General features: G+C 70.0%; 15 protein-coding genes. All 15 read right to left on the bottom strand.

Annotation, left to right across the window (positions count from 1 at the left end):
* Positions 1 to 37 precede the first annotated feature (37 nt).
* Positions 38 to 3,379 (bottom strand): ankyrin repeat domain-containing protein, encoded by a 3,342-nt coding sequence (locus SOM47_RS12405; protein ID WP_320505752.1) that lies wholly within the window; start codon positions 3,377 to 3,379, stop codon positions 38 to 40.
* Positions 3,372 to 3,632: a YcgL domain-containing protein gene (locus SOM47_RS12410; protein WP_320505753.1), complete on the bottom strand. Its 261-nt coding sequence runs from the start codon at positions 3,630 to 3,632 to the stop codon at positions 3,372 to 3,374. Before SOM47_RS12410 ends, SOM47_RS12405 begins: the two co-directional genes overlap by 8 nt.
* 127 nt (positions 3,633 to 3,759) lie before the next feature.
* A complete protein-coding gene (locus tag SOM47_RS12415; RefSeq protein WP_042612455.1) occupies positions 3,760 to 5,010 on the bottom strand; it encodes a beta-ketoacyl-ACP synthase in 1,251 nt (416 codons plus the stop codon).
* Positions 5,010 to 5,741, bottom strand: coding sequence for a 3-ketoacyl-ACP reductase FabG2 (locus tag SOM47_RS12420; RefSeq protein ID WP_320505754.1), 732 nt, complete (start codon positions 5,739 to 5,741; stop codon positions 5,010 to 5,012). The genes SOM47_RS12415 and SOM47_RS12420 overlap by 1 nt, the downstream gene beginning before the upstream one ends.
* Positions 5,738 to 6,190 carry a hotdog family protein gene (locus tag SOM47_RS12425; RefSeq protein WP_320505755.1) on the bottom strand — a complete coding sequence of 151 codons (453 nt, stop codon included), beginning with the start codon at positions 6,188 to 6,190 and terminating at the stop codon, positions 5,738 to 5,740. Before SOM47_RS12425 ends, SOM47_RS12420 begins: the two co-directional genes overlap by 4 nt.
* Positions 6,187 to 7,380 carry a beta-ketoacyl-[acyl-carrier-protein] synthase family protein gene (locus SOM47_RS12430; protein ID WP_320505756.1) on the bottom strand — a complete coding sequence of 398 codons (1,194 nt, stop codon included), beginning with the start codon at positions 7,378 to 7,380 and terminating at the stop codon, positions 6,187 to 6,189. The genes SOM47_RS12425 and SOM47_RS12430 overlap by 4 nt, the downstream gene beginning before the upstream one ends.
* Complete coding sequence (gene apeN / locus SOM47_RS12435) at positions 7,377 to 7,925, bottom strand: ApeN family LolB-like membrane protein (RefSeq protein ID WP_320505757.1); 549 nt, start codon at positions 7,923 to 7,925, stop codon at positions 7,377 to 7,379. The genes SOM47_RS12430 and apeN overlap by 4 nt, the downstream gene beginning before the upstream one ends.
* Position 7,926: 1 nt before the next feature.
* On the bottom strand, positions 7,927 to 10,257 hold the full coding sequence (apeM, locus tag SOM47_RS12440; RefSeq protein ID WP_320505758.1) for an ApeM family transporter: 2,331 nt from the start codon (positions 10,255 to 10,257) through the stop codon (positions 7,927 to 7,929).
* A gap of 10 nt (positions 10,258 to 10,267) precedes the next feature.
* The gene (gene apeL, locus SOM47_RS12445) at positions 10,268 to 10,894 is read right to left on the bottom strand and encodes an ApeL family LolA-like protein (RefSeq protein ID WP_320505759.1); all 627 of its coding nucleotides are present in this window, start codon (positions 10,892 to 10,894) and stop codon (positions 10,268 to 10,270) included.
* Positions 10,891 to 11,307, bottom strand: a complete 417-nt coding sequence (locus SOM47_RS12450; RefSeq protein WP_414715799.1) for an acyl-CoA thioesterase — start codon at positions 11,305 to 11,307, stop codon at positions 10,891 to 10,893. Before SOM47_RS12450 ends, apeL begins: the two co-directional genes overlap by 4 nt.
* The gene (locus SOM47_RS12455; protein WP_320505760.1) at positions 11,300 to 12,850 is read right to left on the bottom strand and encodes an HAL/PAL/TAL family ammonia-lyase; all 1,551 of its coding nucleotides are present in this window, start codon (positions 12,848 to 12,850) and stop codon (positions 11,300 to 11,302) included. Before SOM47_RS12455 ends, SOM47_RS12450 begins: the two co-directional genes overlap by 8 nt.
* Complete coding sequence (locus SOM47_RS12460; RefSeq protein WP_320505761.1) at positions 12,840 to 13,787, bottom strand: lysophospholipid acyltransferase family protein; 948 nt, start codon at positions 13,785 to 13,787, stop codon at positions 12,840 to 12,842. The genes SOM47_RS12455 and SOM47_RS12460 overlap by 11 nt, the downstream gene beginning before the upstream one ends.
* Positions 13,787 to 14,557, bottom strand: coding sequence for a glycosyltransferase family 2 protein (locus SOM47_RS12465; RefSeq protein WP_320505762.1), 771 nt, complete (start codon positions 14,555 to 14,557; stop codon positions 13,787 to 13,789). Before SOM47_RS12465 ends, SOM47_RS12460 begins: the two co-directional genes overlap by 1 nt.
* Positions 14,547 to 16,235, bottom strand: a complete 1,689-nt coding sequence (locus SOM47_RS12470; protein WP_320505763.1) for an ApeI family dehydratase — start codon at positions 16,233 to 16,235, stop codon at positions 14,547 to 14,549. Before SOM47_RS12470 ends, SOM47_RS12465 begins: the two co-directional genes overlap by 11 nt.
* Positions 16,228 to 16,779 carry a COG4648 family protein gene (locus tag SOM47_RS12475; RefSeq protein WP_320505764.1) on the bottom strand — a complete coding sequence of 184 codons (552 nt, stop codon included), beginning with the start codon at positions 16,777 to 16,779 and terminating at the stop codon, positions 16,228 to 16,230. The genes SOM47_RS12470 and SOM47_RS12475 overlap by 8 nt, the downstream gene beginning before the upstream one ends.
* Positions 16,780 to 16,794 lie beyond the last annotated feature (15 nt).

The raw sequence follows: 16,794 nt of genomic DNA on the forward strand, positions 1-16,794 counted from the left end.
ACGGTCGTCACCCACCGGGGCCGTCACTACCGCAGATTCATTCGCGCAGGAACCGCGCCATCGAGGACACGCCGGGCACGCGTGGCTGGAACTCGGCGGCCACGTCGATGAAGCCGCGCATCACGGCGATTTCGCGGGGGCTGCGGTTGAGCGTGTCGCGTGCCTCTGGATCGGCACCGGCACGCAGCAGGCGCTGCACGAGCAGCGGCAGTCCGTGCAACGCCGCCAGGTGCAGCGGGCCGAAGCCGCGCGGATCACGCACCTCCAGCGAAACGTCTTCATCCAACAGACGTTCAACACCGGCCAGTACCACCTGTTCGTCGCAGGCGGTCCCCGGTTCGGCACGCGCGCCGAGCAGCAGCAGCAACGGCGTCACCTCGCCGGCAGCCGCCTTGTCCGGCTCCGCGCCGGCCAGCAGCAGGGTATCCAGCAGCGCCAGCAGGCGCGAGCGGTCACGAGCGGAGAACCCGTACAGCGCAGCGCAATGCAGCGCGGCCAGCTGCTGCGCGTCGCTCGCATGGACGTCGGCACTGGCGCTCAACAGCCGCGCCACGATATCCGGAAGGCCCAGCGCCGAGGCCAGCATCAGCACCGTGACCCCGCCGGGCAGGCGGTGTTCCAGCTGTGCACCGGCATCCAACAACGCGGAGACGATATCCATCTGGCGCATGCTGACTGCCGCCGACAGCGGCGTGGCGCCACTGGCCGAGGCATGCTGCGGATCGGCATTGCGCGCCAGCAGCAGGTCCACCACCGCAAGGTGCCCACCACCGGCCGCACGCAGCAGGGCGGTGCAGCCCTGCGCGTCGACGCTGTCCACGGCGAAGCCAAGATCGATCAGCCGGCGCACGGCATCCACGTCACCGGCCGTGGCGGCAGCGGCCAGGTCGGATTCGCGCAGTGTCCGTCGTGGCAACGACCAGACGCGCCAGTCCAGCCAATCCGCCAGGTCACGACGGCCGCTGGACAGCGCCACACCCAGCGGCGTCTGTCCATCAGCCGCACGCGCTTCCGGCGAGGCGCCGTGGCGCACCAGCAGCTTGAGCGCGGCTTCGCGTCCCAGCGCAGTGGCCAGGTGCAGGGCGGTCATGCCATGGCTGTCGCGTGCCTCGCGATCCACGCCCAGACCCAGCAGCGACTGCTGCAGGCGCAGCCAGCCCAAGCGCACGGCCAAGGCCAGCGGCGGATCGCCGGCGGGCGATGCAGCGAACGGATCGGCGCCGCGCTCCAGCAGTTCCAGCGCCAGCTGCTCCAGCCCGCGACTGGCCTGGTCATGCTGCGCGCAGGCGGCGAGGAAGCGCGCCAGACCACCACTGCCGGCAGGCGAAACGCCCTGCTCCAGCATCACCTGCAGCGCCGGCACCGCATCCACGCCGCGTGCCAGCAGCGCGAACATCGGCGTATCAGTGCAGGCATCCAGTACGTCGTGCGACGCGCCCTGCTGCAGCAGCCAACCGATGGCGCGCGGCTCCAGCGCCAGTTCCGGTTCGTGCAACAGGCTGCCCAGTTCTTCGGCACGGCACAGGCGCGCCATCGATTCCATCCCGTCCAGGTTGCCAAAGCGCAGCGATTCGCGCAGCAGCTCGAGCGGTGGCCGGTCCGGCAACAGCGACGTCGCCACGTCGCTGCCTTCGCTGGCCGCCACCAGACCGTCGCTGACTGCGGCGGGCAACGGGTAGGCAGGATCCAGCATGGCCACGATGGCCCAGCGCCCGGCTTCGGCCGCGCTGTCCACCGCGCGCCGCGCCAACGGATCGTCCAGGTCGGCAACCAGCCCCAGCTCCAGCAGCCGCTTCACCACCAACGGCGGCACATCGGTCGCCATGGCGGCCAGCAGCAGGGCGTTGCGGCCGTCGGCATCGACCGCCGCTACATCGGGGTTGTGGCGCAGAAGGTGCTCGATGACCGCCGCGCGCCCACCGGCGGCGGCCTCCAGCAGCGGGGTCCGGCCGAGCGCATCGCGCGCTTCCAGGTTGGCACCGGCGGCAAGCAGGGCGTCCAGGATCGCGGTGTGCCCGGCCAGGGCGGCTTCGTGCAGCGCACTGCGGCGCTGGCGATCACGCGCATCGGCACGCGCCTTGTGCTTCAGCAGCAGCTGCACGCCGGCCGGATCATCATCTTCGGTTGCCGCGGCGGCCAACAGCACCGGAATGCCTTCGGCCGGTTCGGTACGGGCGCCGCGCTCCAGCAGGAACCGCGCCAGGCGCCAGTTGCCGACCTGGCAGGCCACCGCCAGCGGCGACCAACCTTCGTTGTTGAGCGCGTCGATTTCGGCGGCGGCATCGCGCAGCAGCGCGGCGACGCCGGGGTCGGAACTGCGCGCTGCGTGGTGCAGCGGCGTATTGCCGTCGGCGTCAGTGGCACGCGAATCGGCACCGTTGGCGAGCAGGGTCATCACCGCTTCCGGGCGCCCATGCCAGCTGTCACGGGTGGCCGCCAGCAGCGGCGTCATGCCCTTGTGCGGGGCGTTCACATCCACGCCGCGCGCGATCAGTTCGCGCAGCAGGCGCAGGTCCGGCAGCACCGCGGCGAGCACGGGCAGGTTGCGCTGGTCGCGCCATTGCGGATCCGGCGTGGCGTGCGGGTCGGCACCGGCCTGCAACAGCTGCAGCGCGCGGTCGATCCGGCCGTGGCGCGCCGCTTCGTACAGTGCCGGCGCCAGCGCGTCGGCCGGCATGGCTTCAAGTGCGACCGGTGCCGGATCGGCGTCGGACTGCTCGCGCGCCTGCCAGGCACTGCGCAGCTCCTGCATGCCGTGGGCCGGCGCGGGATGCGTGGTGCCCGCCGGGGCGACACGCTGCAGCAGCAGGTGCAGCAGCGGCGACAGCAGCACGGTGGCGCCCACCGCTGGCCAACGCAGGCCTGCCGGCAGCAGCTCCGGCCAGGCCGGCATCACCACCAGCGCGCACAGCGCCAGCACCAGCGCGGCGACGGCCAGTCCACGCCAGGCGCCAAGTTCGCGCCCGGCCAGCCCCGCGGCGTGGCGCTGCAGCCCACCGGCCAGGCGTTCCACATCACTCCACAGCGGCCATGTGCGCCATACCGCCAGCAAGCCGACGCCCAGCAATACCGCCAGGCCCAGCGCCGCGGCCAGGCTGCCGCTTTCGCGCAGGGCGGCAAGCGGCCAGGCCATCAGCAGCGCAAGCACCGCTGGACCGGCCAGCCACAAGGCCAGCAGCGCAGGCAGTTCTTCGCGCACCACCTGCGGCAGTGGACGCAGGACACGGCTTCGACGCAGCCAGGACACGCCCAGCGCGAAGGCCGGCTGCGCCAGCGCGGCCAGCAGCGCGCCGGGCAGGCCGCCGATCGCCGAAGCCGCAGCGAGCAGCGCGCCCAGGGCCAGTGCGGCAGGCACCATGCGCGGCTGCGGCTCAGTCATTGTGGCGCGGCATCATGCTGGTGATGCTCGGGGGCACCTGCAGGTAGAACCCACGGCTGGCCAGCTCGCCGCGCACCTGCGCGGCATCCGCACGCGCCAGCTGCCGGCCCTCGGTCAGTTCCACTTCCAGCACCAGCTGCAGCCGGCCCAGGGATTCGGCCAACGGCCCGGGCAGCACGCCGAAGCCATCCCGTTCGGCGAGGTAGACGTAGGTATCGTCTTTGCGTTGGCTCTTGTAGACGTAGGCTTGCATGCTTTCAGGTTTACCCTTTAAGGCATGATTGTGTCGGAAACCCGTCACCGGCGGAAGGCGTCAGGCCAGGCAAAGCCCCGCCACGCGTTGTTTCCCGACACGAAGTTCATCAATGTCAGGACGCGGTTCAGTCTTCCGCCAGCGGATGACGGGCAAACACGAGCGAAGTGTTGATCCCGCCGAAGGCGAAATTGTTGCTCATCACATGGTCGACCTGCAGCATGCGTCCTTGTCCGCGGACATGGTCCAACGGAGCGCAGCGCGGGTCCACCTGGTCCAGGTTCAAGGTGGGGGCGAACCAGCCCGCGCGCATCATCTCAATGCTCAGCCAGGCTTCGAACGCGCCGCAGGCACCCAGCATGTGGCCGACGTAGCCCTTCAGCGAACTGATCGGCACGCCGGCCCCGAACACCGCGGCCGTGGCCTGGCTTTCAGCGATGTCACCATGGTCGGTGGCCGTGCCATGGGCGTTGATGTAACCGATCTGCGACGGCGCCAGACCGGCGTCTTCCAGCGCCAGCTGCATGGCGCGCGCCATGGTCGGGCTGCTCGGCTGGGTCACGTGCTGGCCGTCGCTGTTGCTGCCGTAGCCGCGTACTTCGGCCAGGATAGGCGCTCCGCGCTCCAGCGCATGCTGGCGCTCTTCCAGCACCAGGGTGCAGGCACCTTCACCCAGCACCAGCCCATCGCGGCCGGCATCGAACGGGCGCGGCGTGGTCTGCGGCGCGTCATTGCGCACGCTGGTGGCATACAGGGTGTCGAACACGGCGGCCGCCGTGGCGTCCAGCTGCTCGGCGCCACCGGCCAGCATCACCGTCTGCCGGCCGGCGCGGATCGTTTCGTAGGCTTCGCCGATGCCCTGGCTGCCGGACGTGCACGCGCTGGAGGTCGTGTGGATGCGCCCGCTCAGGCCGAAGAACACCCCGATGTTGACCGGTGCGGTATGGCTCATCATCTTCAGGTAGGTGGTGGCGGTGATGCCGGCGGTGGTGAAGCTGTTGAGCATGCGGCCGAACTCACTGATCGCCTCGTGGCTGCCTGCGGACGACCCATAGGACACCCCGGTGCGTCCACCGTGCAGCACCGGATGGTCGAGCAGGCCGGCCTGCTGCAGCGCCAGTTCGCTGGCACGCACGGCCATCAGCGCCACGCGCCCCATCGAACGGGTGGTCTTGCGGTTGTAGTGCGCAGGCAGCTCGAAGGCTTCGGCGGGCGCGGCCAGCCGGGTGTTCAGCCCTTCGTAGACATCCCATTCCGGCATCGCGCGCACGGCGTTGCGCAACGAACGCAGGCGCGCGTGGATGCTGGGCCAGTCCTGGCCCAGCGGGCTGATCGCCGCTGCACCGGTCACCACCACGCGGCGTCCTTCGCGCTGCATCAGGCCAGGCCTCCGTTGACCGATATCACCTGGCGGGTGATGTAACCGGCATCGGCCGACAGCAGGAACGATACCGCCGCGGCCACTTCATCCGGCGTGCCGACACGGCCGGCGGGGACCAGCTTGAGCGCGTGCTCGACCACCGCAGCGTCCAGCATCTCGGTATCGACCAGCCCGGGGGCTACGCAGTTGACGGTGATCCGGCGACTGGCCAGTTCCAGCGCCAGCGCCTTGGTGGCGCCGATGATGCCGGCCTTGGCGGCGCTGTAGTTGACCTGGCCGCGGTTGCCGATCAGCCCGGACACGGAGGCCAGGGTGACGATGCGCCCCGGCTGGCGGCGCCGCACCATCGGCATCACCAGCGGGTGCAGCACGTTGTAGAACCCATCCAGGTTGGTATGCAGCACCTGGTCCCAGTCCGCTTCGCTGAGCGCCGGGAAGGCGCCGTCGCGGGCGATGCCGGCATTGCACACCACGCCGTAGTACGCGCCATGGGCGGCCACGTCCACTTCCAGCGCGGTGCGCGCGGCGGCGCGGTCCCTGATGTCGAAGGCGAGTACGCGCGACTGCCGGCCCATCGCGATGATCTCCGCGACCACGGCCTGCGCTTCGTCGATGCGGCTTCGGCAGTGCACCGCCACGTCGAAGCCGTCGCGGGCCGCGCGCAGGGCGATCGCGCGGCCGATGCCGCGGCTTGCACCGGTCACCAGCACGGCAAGATTGGCTGTCATGCGTTTCCACTCTCCAGGTAAGCCTGCGCATCGGCCGGTTCGAACACCGAAACGTTGGCGTCCACCCATGTTTCGCTGCCTGCACTGATACGGCAGGCGAACAGGCCCAGGCCATTGTCACCCATCAGCTCGCGCCGCGCGTGGACCACCAGCGCGGTACCCGCCGGGAACACGGAAACCTGGCTGCTGTAGCGGCGACTGCCAAGCAGGAAACCGATCTGCGGCGGGCGCCCGTCACGCCGCGCACGGCAGCCCGCCCACGCCGCGATGGCCTGCGCCATGTACTCGATGCCGATCCACGCAGGCACGCCGCCTGCCTGGTTGAACAGGCCCGAGGCCGGCACCACCAGCGCCACCTCGATGCTGTCCTCGTCCCAGCGCAGCACCTGGTCCAGCAGCAGGGCGCTGCCACGGTGCGGCACCACGTTTTCGATCGGATGGATCCTCATGCGCCGGGCGTCCGCTGCAGGGCCAGCACGGCATTGCTGCCACCAAAGGCGAACGAGCTGCTGAGGACGCGCTGCAGGGAGGCGACCGCCACCGTGCCCGGGGCCACCAGGGCCAGCGCGGGCAGCTCCGGATCAGGCTGGCCATCCCACCAGTGCGGCGGCAGGCGGCCTGCCGGATTTTCGGCGAGCGCGATCCAGCACAGCGCCGCTTCGATCGCCCCGGACGCGCCCAGTGCGTGGCCGGTCAACGGCTTGGTGGAACTGGCCGCCACCTGCCCGCCCAGCACGGCATGCACCGCACGCGATTCCATCGCATCGTTGTGGCGGGTGGCCGTGCCATGCAGGTTGATGTAGTCCACGTCCGTCGCTGCCCAGCCGGCGCGCTGCAGCGCCTCGCGCATGGCGGCGATGGCACCGGCACCGCTCGGTTCAGGGGCGGACATGTGGTGGGCGTCCGAGCTTTCGCCCCAGCCGGCGAGCTGTACCGGGCCCGGCTCGCGGGTCAGCAGGAACAGCGCGGCCCCTTCGCCGATGTTGATGCCCGCCCGCGTTGCCGAGAACGGCAGGCAGCGGGTGGTGGAGATCGATTCCAGCGCATTGAAACCGGCCACGGTGAAGCGGCACAGCGAATCGGCACCGCCGGCGATCACCGCGTCCACGATGCCGGCGCGCAGCAGGCGCGCCGCCGAAGCCATCGCCTTGGCACCTGAAGAGCAGGCAGTGGACAGCGTCCACGCCGGTCCCGTTGCACCGCTGCGATGCCGTACGAATGCCGCCGCGCTGCCCATTTCCTGCTGGCCATAGGCGAAGCTGTCCGGCCAGCGACCGCTCTCCTCGCGCGCACGCAGGGCCGGCTCGGTTTCGCCGATGCCGGAGGTGCTGGTGCCGATCACCACCGCGACCCGCCCGGCACCGTAACGCTCGATGGCGGACTGTACGGCGGGGGCGATCTGTTCCAGCGCAAGGTCCAGCAAGGCATTGTTGCGGCCCCGCAGCGCGGTGGGCAGCGCGGACAGATCCGGCAGCGTGGCGTGCACCCGACCCAGCGCCAGGGTGCGTCCGGGCAGCACGTCGTCGCAGTCGCTCAGCCCACCGGGGTGGTCGGCGAACAGGCCGGCGGCGACGGGCGCGCGGCCGGCGCCGAGCGCGCAGACGATGCCCATGTCGTTGAGGAAAATCGGCGCGCTCACGGGGCTTCCTCGCCGGTGGGCACCGAACGGATGGTCAGCGAATAGCCTTCGATGCGGTTGTCCAGCTGCAGGCTGCCATCGTCGTTGCGCTGCAGCCGCAGAGCCTCGACCCCGCCACGCTGCAGCCGGCGCACGCGGCCATCGTCGACCACCTGCCATCCGTCGGTCAGCACCGCGGCGATCGCCGTGGTCGGCCACAGCGCGAACTGCAGATCGTCCAGCACGCGGTCGGCACGTACCTGCCTGGGCAACCAGGCAGCGCGCTGCTCCTGCAGGTTCCGGCCATCCCACTGCACGCGGAAGCCGGTCTGGCCCATTGCCTGCACCAGCAGCTGCACCCGGTCGGCATCGGCTTCAAGCAGCGCATCCAGGTCGCGTTCGGCGCGACCGAAGCGGAAATGCAGATGCTGCTGCAAAGCGAGCGTTCCCTGCAGGCTGGCCGGTGACAGGCGCAGCGGCGGTAGCGCCGCATCGGTCCGCGCCGGCCGGCCGGCACAGGCGGCAAGTAGCAAGGTGAGCAGGATCACGGGCAGGAGACGGCTCATGTCACGGGGTTCCTGTCGTTGAAGGGGGCGCGGGGCGGAACAGCGGCGACAGCAGCCATACCAGCCCGATGCCGAGCAGCAGGGTCATGCCGAAGGCCCGCAGCGCCGGCGTATCGGACAGGCCGAGCAGGCCGAACGAGAGCCAGGTACTGGCCGCACCCACGCACACTGCGACCCAGGCGCTGGGGTCGCCGCGGTGTTCCAGCAGGAAGATGCCGTAGTCGATGCCCATGCCCAGCAGCAGCATGAGCGCCAGCACGTTGAACAACTGCAACGGATAGCCAAGCAGGGCCAGCACCGCGAGGGTCAGGCTGCCGGCCAGCAGGGTCGGCACGATCACCCGCCAGGCATCACGGCGGTAGCGCCACCACAACGCGGCGAACACCAGCGCGATACCTGCCAGCAGCATGCCGCTCATCAGCTTGCGGTAATGCCCCAGCAGGCGCGAGAAATCGGCGGTGCGGTCGACCCAGCGCACGCCGGGCAGACCGGCGCCGGCCTGGTCGAGGTCGGCCAACGCACGTGGCTGTGACAGGTCATCGACCAGCACCACGCTGGCCACGCCCTCGCCCAGTGCACCGATCCACAACGGACGGAACGGTGCCGAGGCCGGCGAAGCGAGGAAGGCCTGCAGGTCGATCGGGGTGCTGGCGAATGCCGGTCGCTGCAGCACCTCGCCACTGACCGCGCCGACCGCCTGCAGCACGGCCGACTCGGCCTGCGCGGCCAGCCGGGCATCGGCATCCTGCTGCGCCGGAGACGGCAACCAGTCACTCAGCGCGCGGTGGCTGCCGATGCGGCCCTCGCCCTCCAGTGCGCGAAGCCGCGCGGTCAAGGCTTCTTCGCGCTGCAGCAGCTGGCCGGCATCGGCGCCCTGCACCAGGAAGAACTGCGCCGGGCTGGGCATGCCGAGCAGGCGCGAAACGCGGATCTGCTGTTCCATCAGCGCCGGTGGCGAAGACTGCAGGCTGCGCAGGTCGTCGTCCACGTGCAGGAACAGCATGCCGCCTGCGGAGAACAGCAGCAGGGCCGCGATCACACCGCCCAGCGACCGGCCGCGCAGCCGCGGCCAACGCTGCAGCGTGTTGCCCAGCCAGTGCGAGAAGCGGGTCTGTCGCACCGTTCCACCATCCAGCCACGGGAACCACAGGATCACGGTGACGAACGCGGCTGCCAGCCCAACCACCGAGAACAGTGCCATCTGGCGCAGCCCGGGGAACGGGGTGATGGCCAGCGCCAGATAGGCCAGGGCGCTGGTCAGAAGCGCCAGCCACAGGCCGGGCAGCAGATGGCGCAGCAGGGACCAGCGACTCTGCCGCGGCGCTGCCTGGCGCGAGGCGAACCAGTGGATGCCATAGTCTTCGGCCACGCCCACCAGCGAGGCACCGAAGACAAGCGTCAACAGATGCACCTTGCCGAACACCAGCACGGTCACGGCCAACGCCACGCCACAGCCGACCAGCAGCGACATCGCCACCAGCAGGATCGGGCGCAGCGAACGGAATGCCAGCCACACCAGCAGCAGCACCGCGGCCAACGAGCCCCAGCCAATGGTGTTGATCTCGCGGTTGGCCTGCACGGCCGCGGCTTCGGCATGCAGCGGCACGCCTGCCTGCAGGATCTCCACCCCCGGTGTGGCGTTCGTCGCGGCCTGCCCCGCGCGTTCCAGCAGCGCGCCGATGTGCGCCTCGCCATCGAGCTTGAAGGCCGAATCGCGGGTATCGAAGCGCAGCACCGCCCACTGCTTTCCTTCCGCCTGCAGCAGGCCGTCTTCGCCCAGTCGCAACCCCGCCGCCTTCGCCTGCTGCTGCCACCATGCCGGCCACAGGCCCAGCGGATCCTGCAGCCAGGCGGTCAGCCGTGGTCCGCCCATGGGGCCGTACAACTGGGCCAACGCCTGTTGCGCCAACGTATCCGGCGCGGTGTGCTGCAGCGTGTCGCGCTGTGCGGGGGTCAACAGGCGGTCACGGTACGGCGCGTAGAACGTGCGTGCCTCATCGAACCATCCGTCGAGTGCAGCGGCCGGCTGCAGCAGCGCGGCATCGGTATCGCCTGCCATCGCATCGGCGAAGGCCGCCTGCGCGCGCAGCGTGGCGGCCGCCTCCGCACTGCCCAGCAGCACCACCACGTCACGCGAGTTCGCATCGGCGATGCGCCGGGTTACATCGGACAGCAGACGGTCCTGCGCGTCCTGCGGCAGCAGCGCGAGGATATCGGTATCGATCGGCGCATGCTGCCGCCACTGCAGGGCCTGCTGCACGCCCAGCCCCAGCAACACCAGCAGCCAGACAAGGGCCAGCCAGCGCCAGCCGCGATGGGGGGTATCAGCCAACGGTCCGCGATCAGTCAAGGCGTGCCGCCTCGTCCGCCGCCAGCGTGGGCGGTGCCTCGGTGAGGGCGCTGAAGGTGAGGCGGGTGCGGTCCTTGCTGGCCTCCACGATGTCGACCTGGCGGACGTAGCGGTCACCCCGCAGCTGCAGCGCGCTGAACGCCTTGGCCAGCATCGGCGACCTGGGTGTCAGCGACAGGGTCCAGCCCTTCGCATCGCGTTGCGCATCCACCGTGAACTGGCCGGACAGCGCCTGCACGTCGCCGCTCATCAGCGCGAACAGGATCGCGTTGACCGAGCGCATGGCAGGCTGTTCGCGTGCATCCAGTTCGACCCGGGTACTGCCGTCGGGCTGTCGGCTGAGGATGCGCTCGGCAGTGATCACCATCTCCGACGGGAACGGTTTCAGCGTGGTCCAGATCACCCCGCGCTCGCGCGCCACCACGAAGCGGCCCTGCGAACGCAGCGGGTTGCGGAAGCCGGCGACCTGCTTTTCCTGGCTGAACTCGCCGCGCAGCACCGCCGGCCGTGCGACATCGCGGGCGATCGCCTGCACCGCGTCCTCGGCGGCGCTGGCAACGAACGAAACGACCAGCAGGCCGGACAGCGCCAGCAGGCGCAGGACATGGCGGGATTTCATGGCGCGGGAACTCCGAGTTTCTGCCACAGGATCGGCGGGCACAGGTACTGCATTTCACCGCTGGCGGCATCGACGGCCACCTGCACGGTGTGCGCACGGGTCAGCCGCTCACCGCTGCCGACGTCGAAGATTTCGTAGCTGATCTTCAAACGATTTTCCCATTCGACGATGCGCGCCACCACCCGCACCTGCTGCTGGAAACGCAGCGGGCGCACGTACTTGACCCGTGCATCCACCACCGGCCACAGATAGCCCGATTCCTGCATCTGCGGATAGTCGTAGCCGTAACGCTGCAGCAGCGCGCAGCGCGCGATCTCGAAGTACTTGAAATAGTTTCCATGCCAGACCACCTGCATCGGGTCGCAGTCGTGGAAGGCGGGCGCCAGGGTGATCTCTTCGACCATCTCATGCATCGGGATACAGCTCCCACTGACGGCTGCGGATGTCCTGCAGCAGTTGCCGCAGCTCGCCATCCAGCGCGCGGTCTTCCTCGATCAGTGCGATGCGCTGGCTGATGTCATCGTGCATCGTGGCCAGCCCGCCCTGCAGCTGCGCCTGCAGGCCCACGCGCTGGCGCAGGGCCACCGCCTGGCGCGCGGCGATCAGCATGCCGGCAACCACCTGTTCGGTAAGTTCGATCACCCGCAGGCAGTCACGCGCGGCGATGGTGCCCATGCTGACCTTGTCCTGGTTGTGGCATTCGGTGGAACGCGAGAACACCGACGCCGGCAGGGTGTTCTTCAGCGCCTCGGCGGTCCACGCCGAGACGCTGATCTGCAGCGCCTTCAGGCCGTGGTTGATGGCCGCGCGCGAACCGGTCGCAGCGGACAGGTTGGCCGGCAGGCCGTGGCTGTAGCGCGCATCCACCAGCAGCGCCAGCTGGCGATCCAACAGGTCGGCCAGGTTGGCCACGGTATTCTTCAGCGTGTCCATGGCCAGTGCGATATGCCCGCCGTAGAAGTGCCCGCCGTGCAGGACGCGTTCTTCGTCCGGGTCGATGAGCGGGTTGTCGTTGGCGCTGTTGAGCTCGGTCTCGATCAACTGGCGCAGGAACGGCAGGGTGTCTTCCAGTACGCCGATGACATGCGGGGCGCAGCGCAGCGAGTAACGATCCTGCAGGCGCTGTTCGTTGCGCGGCGGGCGATCGCTGTGCAGGTCGGCACGCAGCCGCGCGGCGATGCGCGCCTGGCCCGGGTGCGGCTTGGCGGCGAACAGCGTTTCGTCGAAATGGTGCGCGTTGCCATCGCTGGCCAGCACGTTGAAGGCGGTCAGGCGCGTGGCCAGGCGGCACAGGTAATCCGCGCGCTGCCAGGCCAGGGAGGCCAGGCCGGTCATCACCGCCGTGCCATTCATCAGCGCCAGGCCTTCCTTCGGCCGCAGCCGCAACGGCTGCATGCCTACCCGCGGCAGCACCTCGGCGGCGGACTGCACACTGCCTTCGAACAGCACCTCGCGCTCACCGCACAGCACCGCCGCCACATAGGACAGCGGGGTCAGGTCGCCGCTTGCACCCACCGAGCCCTCCGCCGGGATGCGCGGCAGCACGTCATGCTGCAGCAGGGTGGCGAGGCCTTCGAGCAGCGCTACGCTGGTGCCGGACATGCCCTGCGACAACGAGGCCAGCCGCGCCGCCAGCACCGCGCGCGTTTCCTGTGCATCGAGGAAACGACCCAGCCCGCAGCCATGGTAGGTGTACAGATGGTGCGGCAGTTCGGCTACCAGCGAAGGCGGGATCACCGTGGTGCAGGAATCCCCGTAACCGGTGGTCACCCCGTAGACCACGCCGTCTTCGCGCAGCAGGCGGTCAAGGAAATCCGCGCCGCGCTGGATGCGGGCGCGGAACGCCGGCGCATCGTCAAGCACGGCCAGCGCGCGGCGGTCGGACAGCGCGACGACATCTTCGATGCTCAGCGGACCGGCGCCGAAGCGGCAGGGGGGAAGCGGGTCATTCGGCATCGGCGGCCTGGTCCCAGAACGGAAAGAAGTTGAACCAGTCCAGCGGCGATTGAGTCACCTGCTGTTCCAGCCATGCGGCATAGCGTTGCGCGCAGTCCTGCAGGGCGCCCTCGCGGGCACCGCGTGGCAGCACGATGCGTTCGTCGAACAGATCGAAGCGGACCCGGTAACCGTCGCCCTGGTGCAGGCAGGACAGCGTGTACACCGGGCAGGCCAGCGCGGCGGCGAGCACATAGCCGCCCACCGGGAACGGCGCGCGATGGCCGAGGAAACCGGCATGCACCACGCGCTCGCTGTGCACCGGCACGCGGTCGCCGACGATCGCCACGAAGCCGCCAGCGGCAACCCGCTGGCCGAGCGTCATCGCCATCGCCGGCCCTACCTCGGTCACCTGCACCAGCTCCACCGACGCCAGCGGATCCAGCCGTGCCAGCAGGCTGTTGAAGCGCTGCGCGTGCTTGGTGTGGACCAGCACGGTGAGATGCAGGCCCGGGACTTTTTCCGCCAGCACCTGGCACAGCTCCAGGCAGCCGACATGTGCGGTCAGGAACACCCCGCCCTGCGCGCGACCAATGCGCTGCAACGCGTCGTTGTCGTGCAGCTGCAGGCGCTGCGGCGGGTAGCGCCGTCCCAGCGCCAGCAGCTTGTCCAGCATGGTGTCACCGAACAGCGCGAAGTGACGCAGGCTGTCCAGCCAGTTCGGCGCGCGCCCCAGTGCCCCGCTGTGCGCCTGCAACCGCTGCAGGTACTGCAGCGAGGCGCGGCGCGCCAGGCCGTTGCCCAGCCAGTGGCAGGCCACCGCCGGCCAGGCGCACACCCGGTACGGCCAGCGCCCGAACCAGCGGTGGATCCAGCACAGGACCAGTACGCCGCGTACCGACGTGCGCTCGCCGATGTCCGCCCAGTGCGGCGCGGCAGGGCCGGGACGGGCGGCCATCAGGGCAGCCCCCGCAGGCGCCGCCGCAGCAATCGAGGAGCTCGCCGCAGCATTCCCCCGAACAGCCGCGCGTGCATGCCGCTGATGCGCAGGTTGTCGCGCCACACATCGAAGTGCGAGACGCCGTCCTTCGGGTACGTGACCGGCGTGGCGAGGTGATGCACCGGCACCTCGCGCCAGTACAGACGCACCAGGATCTCGGTGTCGAAATCCATTCGCCGGCCGATGGTTTCCTCGGCCATCACCTGCAGCACCGGTGCCAACGGATAGACCCGGAAGCCGCACATCGAGTCGCGCAGGTGCAGCGACAGGGTGTTGATCCAGACCCACACATGGGTGCCATAGCGGCCGTAGAGGCGGATCTTCGGCACGGTTTCATCGTAGGCCGGGATACCGCAGATGACCGCATCCGGACACTCGCGCGACAGCGCGGCGAAACGGCCCAGCTCGGTGGTGTCATGCTGGCCATCGGCGTCGATCTGCAGCACGTGGGTGTAGCCCAGGCGCGCGGCTTCGCTGAAGCCGGCCAGCATCGCCCCGCCCTTGCCCTGGTTGTGTTGCAGCCGCAGCAGGCCGACGCCCGGCTGCCGTGCCAGCCCGGCCAGCGCGGCCGCGCAGTCCGCGTGCGATCCGTCGTCCACCAGCAGGCACGGCAGTCCCGCAGCGCGGATTCCGGCGACCACCTCGGCGATGGCGTGCTCATGGTCATAGACCGGTACCACGACCAGCAGGGCGTACTCGGCGGCGGGAACCAGGGAATCAATCGGCATCGGCGAACAGTACTTTGCCACTGGCGTGGATGCCGTGATCGGAGCTGAACCGAAATCCCAGCACGCCGCGCGCCGCGTCCCAGTCCAGCTGCAGCATGAGCACGTCGTGCGGGCGCGCAACGTGGTGGAACTTCAGCGCATCCATGCGCAGGAAGCGGGGTGGCAAGTCGAATGCCTCGCGGCCCAGGCGGATCGCCCAGTCCAGCTGGGCCACGCCCGGCAGCACGGCGACTTCGGGGAAATGACCCTCGAAGGCGCCCAGGTCGGGCTCCAGTACAAGCTGCACCCGTGCCGTGGCGGCATCGCGCGCAAGCCACTGCGGTGACGGAAGCGTTTTCTGGAACAGCGCCTGCAGCAGTGCCTGGGTCGGTTTGCCCTGGGCATTGACGGGCAGTGCGGCAACCAGCCGCCAGCGCCGCGGCCGGGTCACCGCGTCATGGCCCTGTGCCAACAACGCGGTGAGACGACCGATGAAAGCACGCCGCTCGGCATCACCGGCGTGCGCCAACGCCGGGTCACCCGGCACGATCACCGCGGCCAGCTGCTCGCGCGTACCCGGCAGCACCAGCACCTGCGCTTCGGCCACGCCCGCATCGCGGCACAGGGCCTGCTCCAGCGCCCCCAGCGAAACCCGGCGCTCTTCGATCTTGACGATGCGGTCGGCCCGCCCGAGCAGGCGGAAGCCGCCGCCAGCACTGGCTTCGGCACGGTCTTCGCTGCGCCACCAGCCGCCCTGCGCAAGATGGGCCGATGCCACCGCCAGCTGGCCGTCGTCGATGCGCCACTGTACGCCGGGCAACGGCTGCCACGCGGGGGCGTCATCCGCGCAACGGCGCCAGGCGATGCCACCGGTTTCGCTGCTGCCGAACACTTCGATCGGCGCGATGCCGAGCATCTCGCGCACGTCCGCGGCGGCCTGTGCCGGCAGCGGCCCGCCGGAGGAAAACACCGCGCGCAACTGGCCGCGCGCGGCGGCCCAGTCCAGCTGCGGCGGCAGTCGTTTCAGGTGCGCCGGCGTGGCCACCAGCACACTGGGTGCGGCGGCCAGCGCGGCTACCAGGTCTTCATGGAAGAAACGCCGTGGCTGGATCGCCCGGCCCGCTGCCAGCGGCCACAGCACGCGGAACAGCAGGCCGTAGATGTGCTGGTGGGAGACCGTTCCCTGCACCTGCGCACCGGCCAGCAGCGCGCCGAAGGCCTGCTGCAGTGCCTCGACTTCGCTGGCCAGCTGGTCCAGGCGTTTTTCGATCGCGGCCGGCTGGCCGGTGCTGCCGGAGGTGAACACCACCAGCCGGCAGGCGTGTGGATCCAGCACGACGCCGGTGGGGGGAATGTCAGTGGGCAGTGCCGCGTGCAGAGGCTGCCAGCACGCATCGACATCGCCGACGAAGCCGTCCACATGCGGTCGCAGCGCCTGCAACGTACCGGGCAGGTCGTCGCCCGGCAGGTGGACCCGCTTGCCGGCCGCCCACGCCCCCAGCAACGCGGCGGCGAAGGCCAGGCTGTCGTTGAAGTAGAGCGCCCAGTCACGCCCTTCGGCGGCCGCGAACGCAGCCTGCCAGCGGCGTGCCCGTGCCAGCAGCCCGGCGTGGTCCAGCGCTGCGCCGTCGAGCGCGCCGACCGTGCGGCCAGGCCGTGCGGACTGCAGCAGCAGGTGCAGCGGGATCCACTCAGACATGGCCATGCGCTGCCTTCACCCGGCGCCGCACGGTCCATTCCCCGGCATGCAGCAGGCCCATCAGCAGATAGGCCAGCAGGCCGTTGTACAGCGCCCACGTAGCATCTGAGGCCCACAGCGCAGTGGCCAGCGCCAGGCTGCCATTGAGCACGAAGAAGCCACACCAGACCTGGGTGACCTGGCGCGTGTAGACGATGGCGAACGGCGGCAACTGTGGATCCTGCAGGCGTGCGAAGCGCTCGACCACGGTCGGGGGATGGCGCAGGCTGACCAGGAAGAACACCAGCAGCACCGCATTGACCAGCGCCGGATACAGTTTCAGCGGCAGCGCTTCATTGCCCAGCAGGGCCACCACGGCCAACACGCCGGTGCCGGCCGCCGACCAGATCCACAGCCGTTCGCGCGTGCCCAGCGCGCGCAGCAGCGCCACCGCGAACAACAGCAGCGACAGCCAGCGCGGCTCGAACCGGCCCATCGCCAGGTACATCAGCGGCGGATAGGCCAGCGACAGCAGCACCAAAGCCAGCCTGCGCGGATGGGACACGAGGGAGGTCCGGCG

It is taken from the genome of Stenotrophomonas sp. CFBP8980, from assembly GCF_034046095.1.
Taxonomy (GTDB): domain Bacteria; phylum Pseudomonadota; class Gammaproteobacteria; order Xanthomonadales; family Xanthomonadaceae; genus Stenotrophomonas; species Stenotrophomonas lacuserhaii.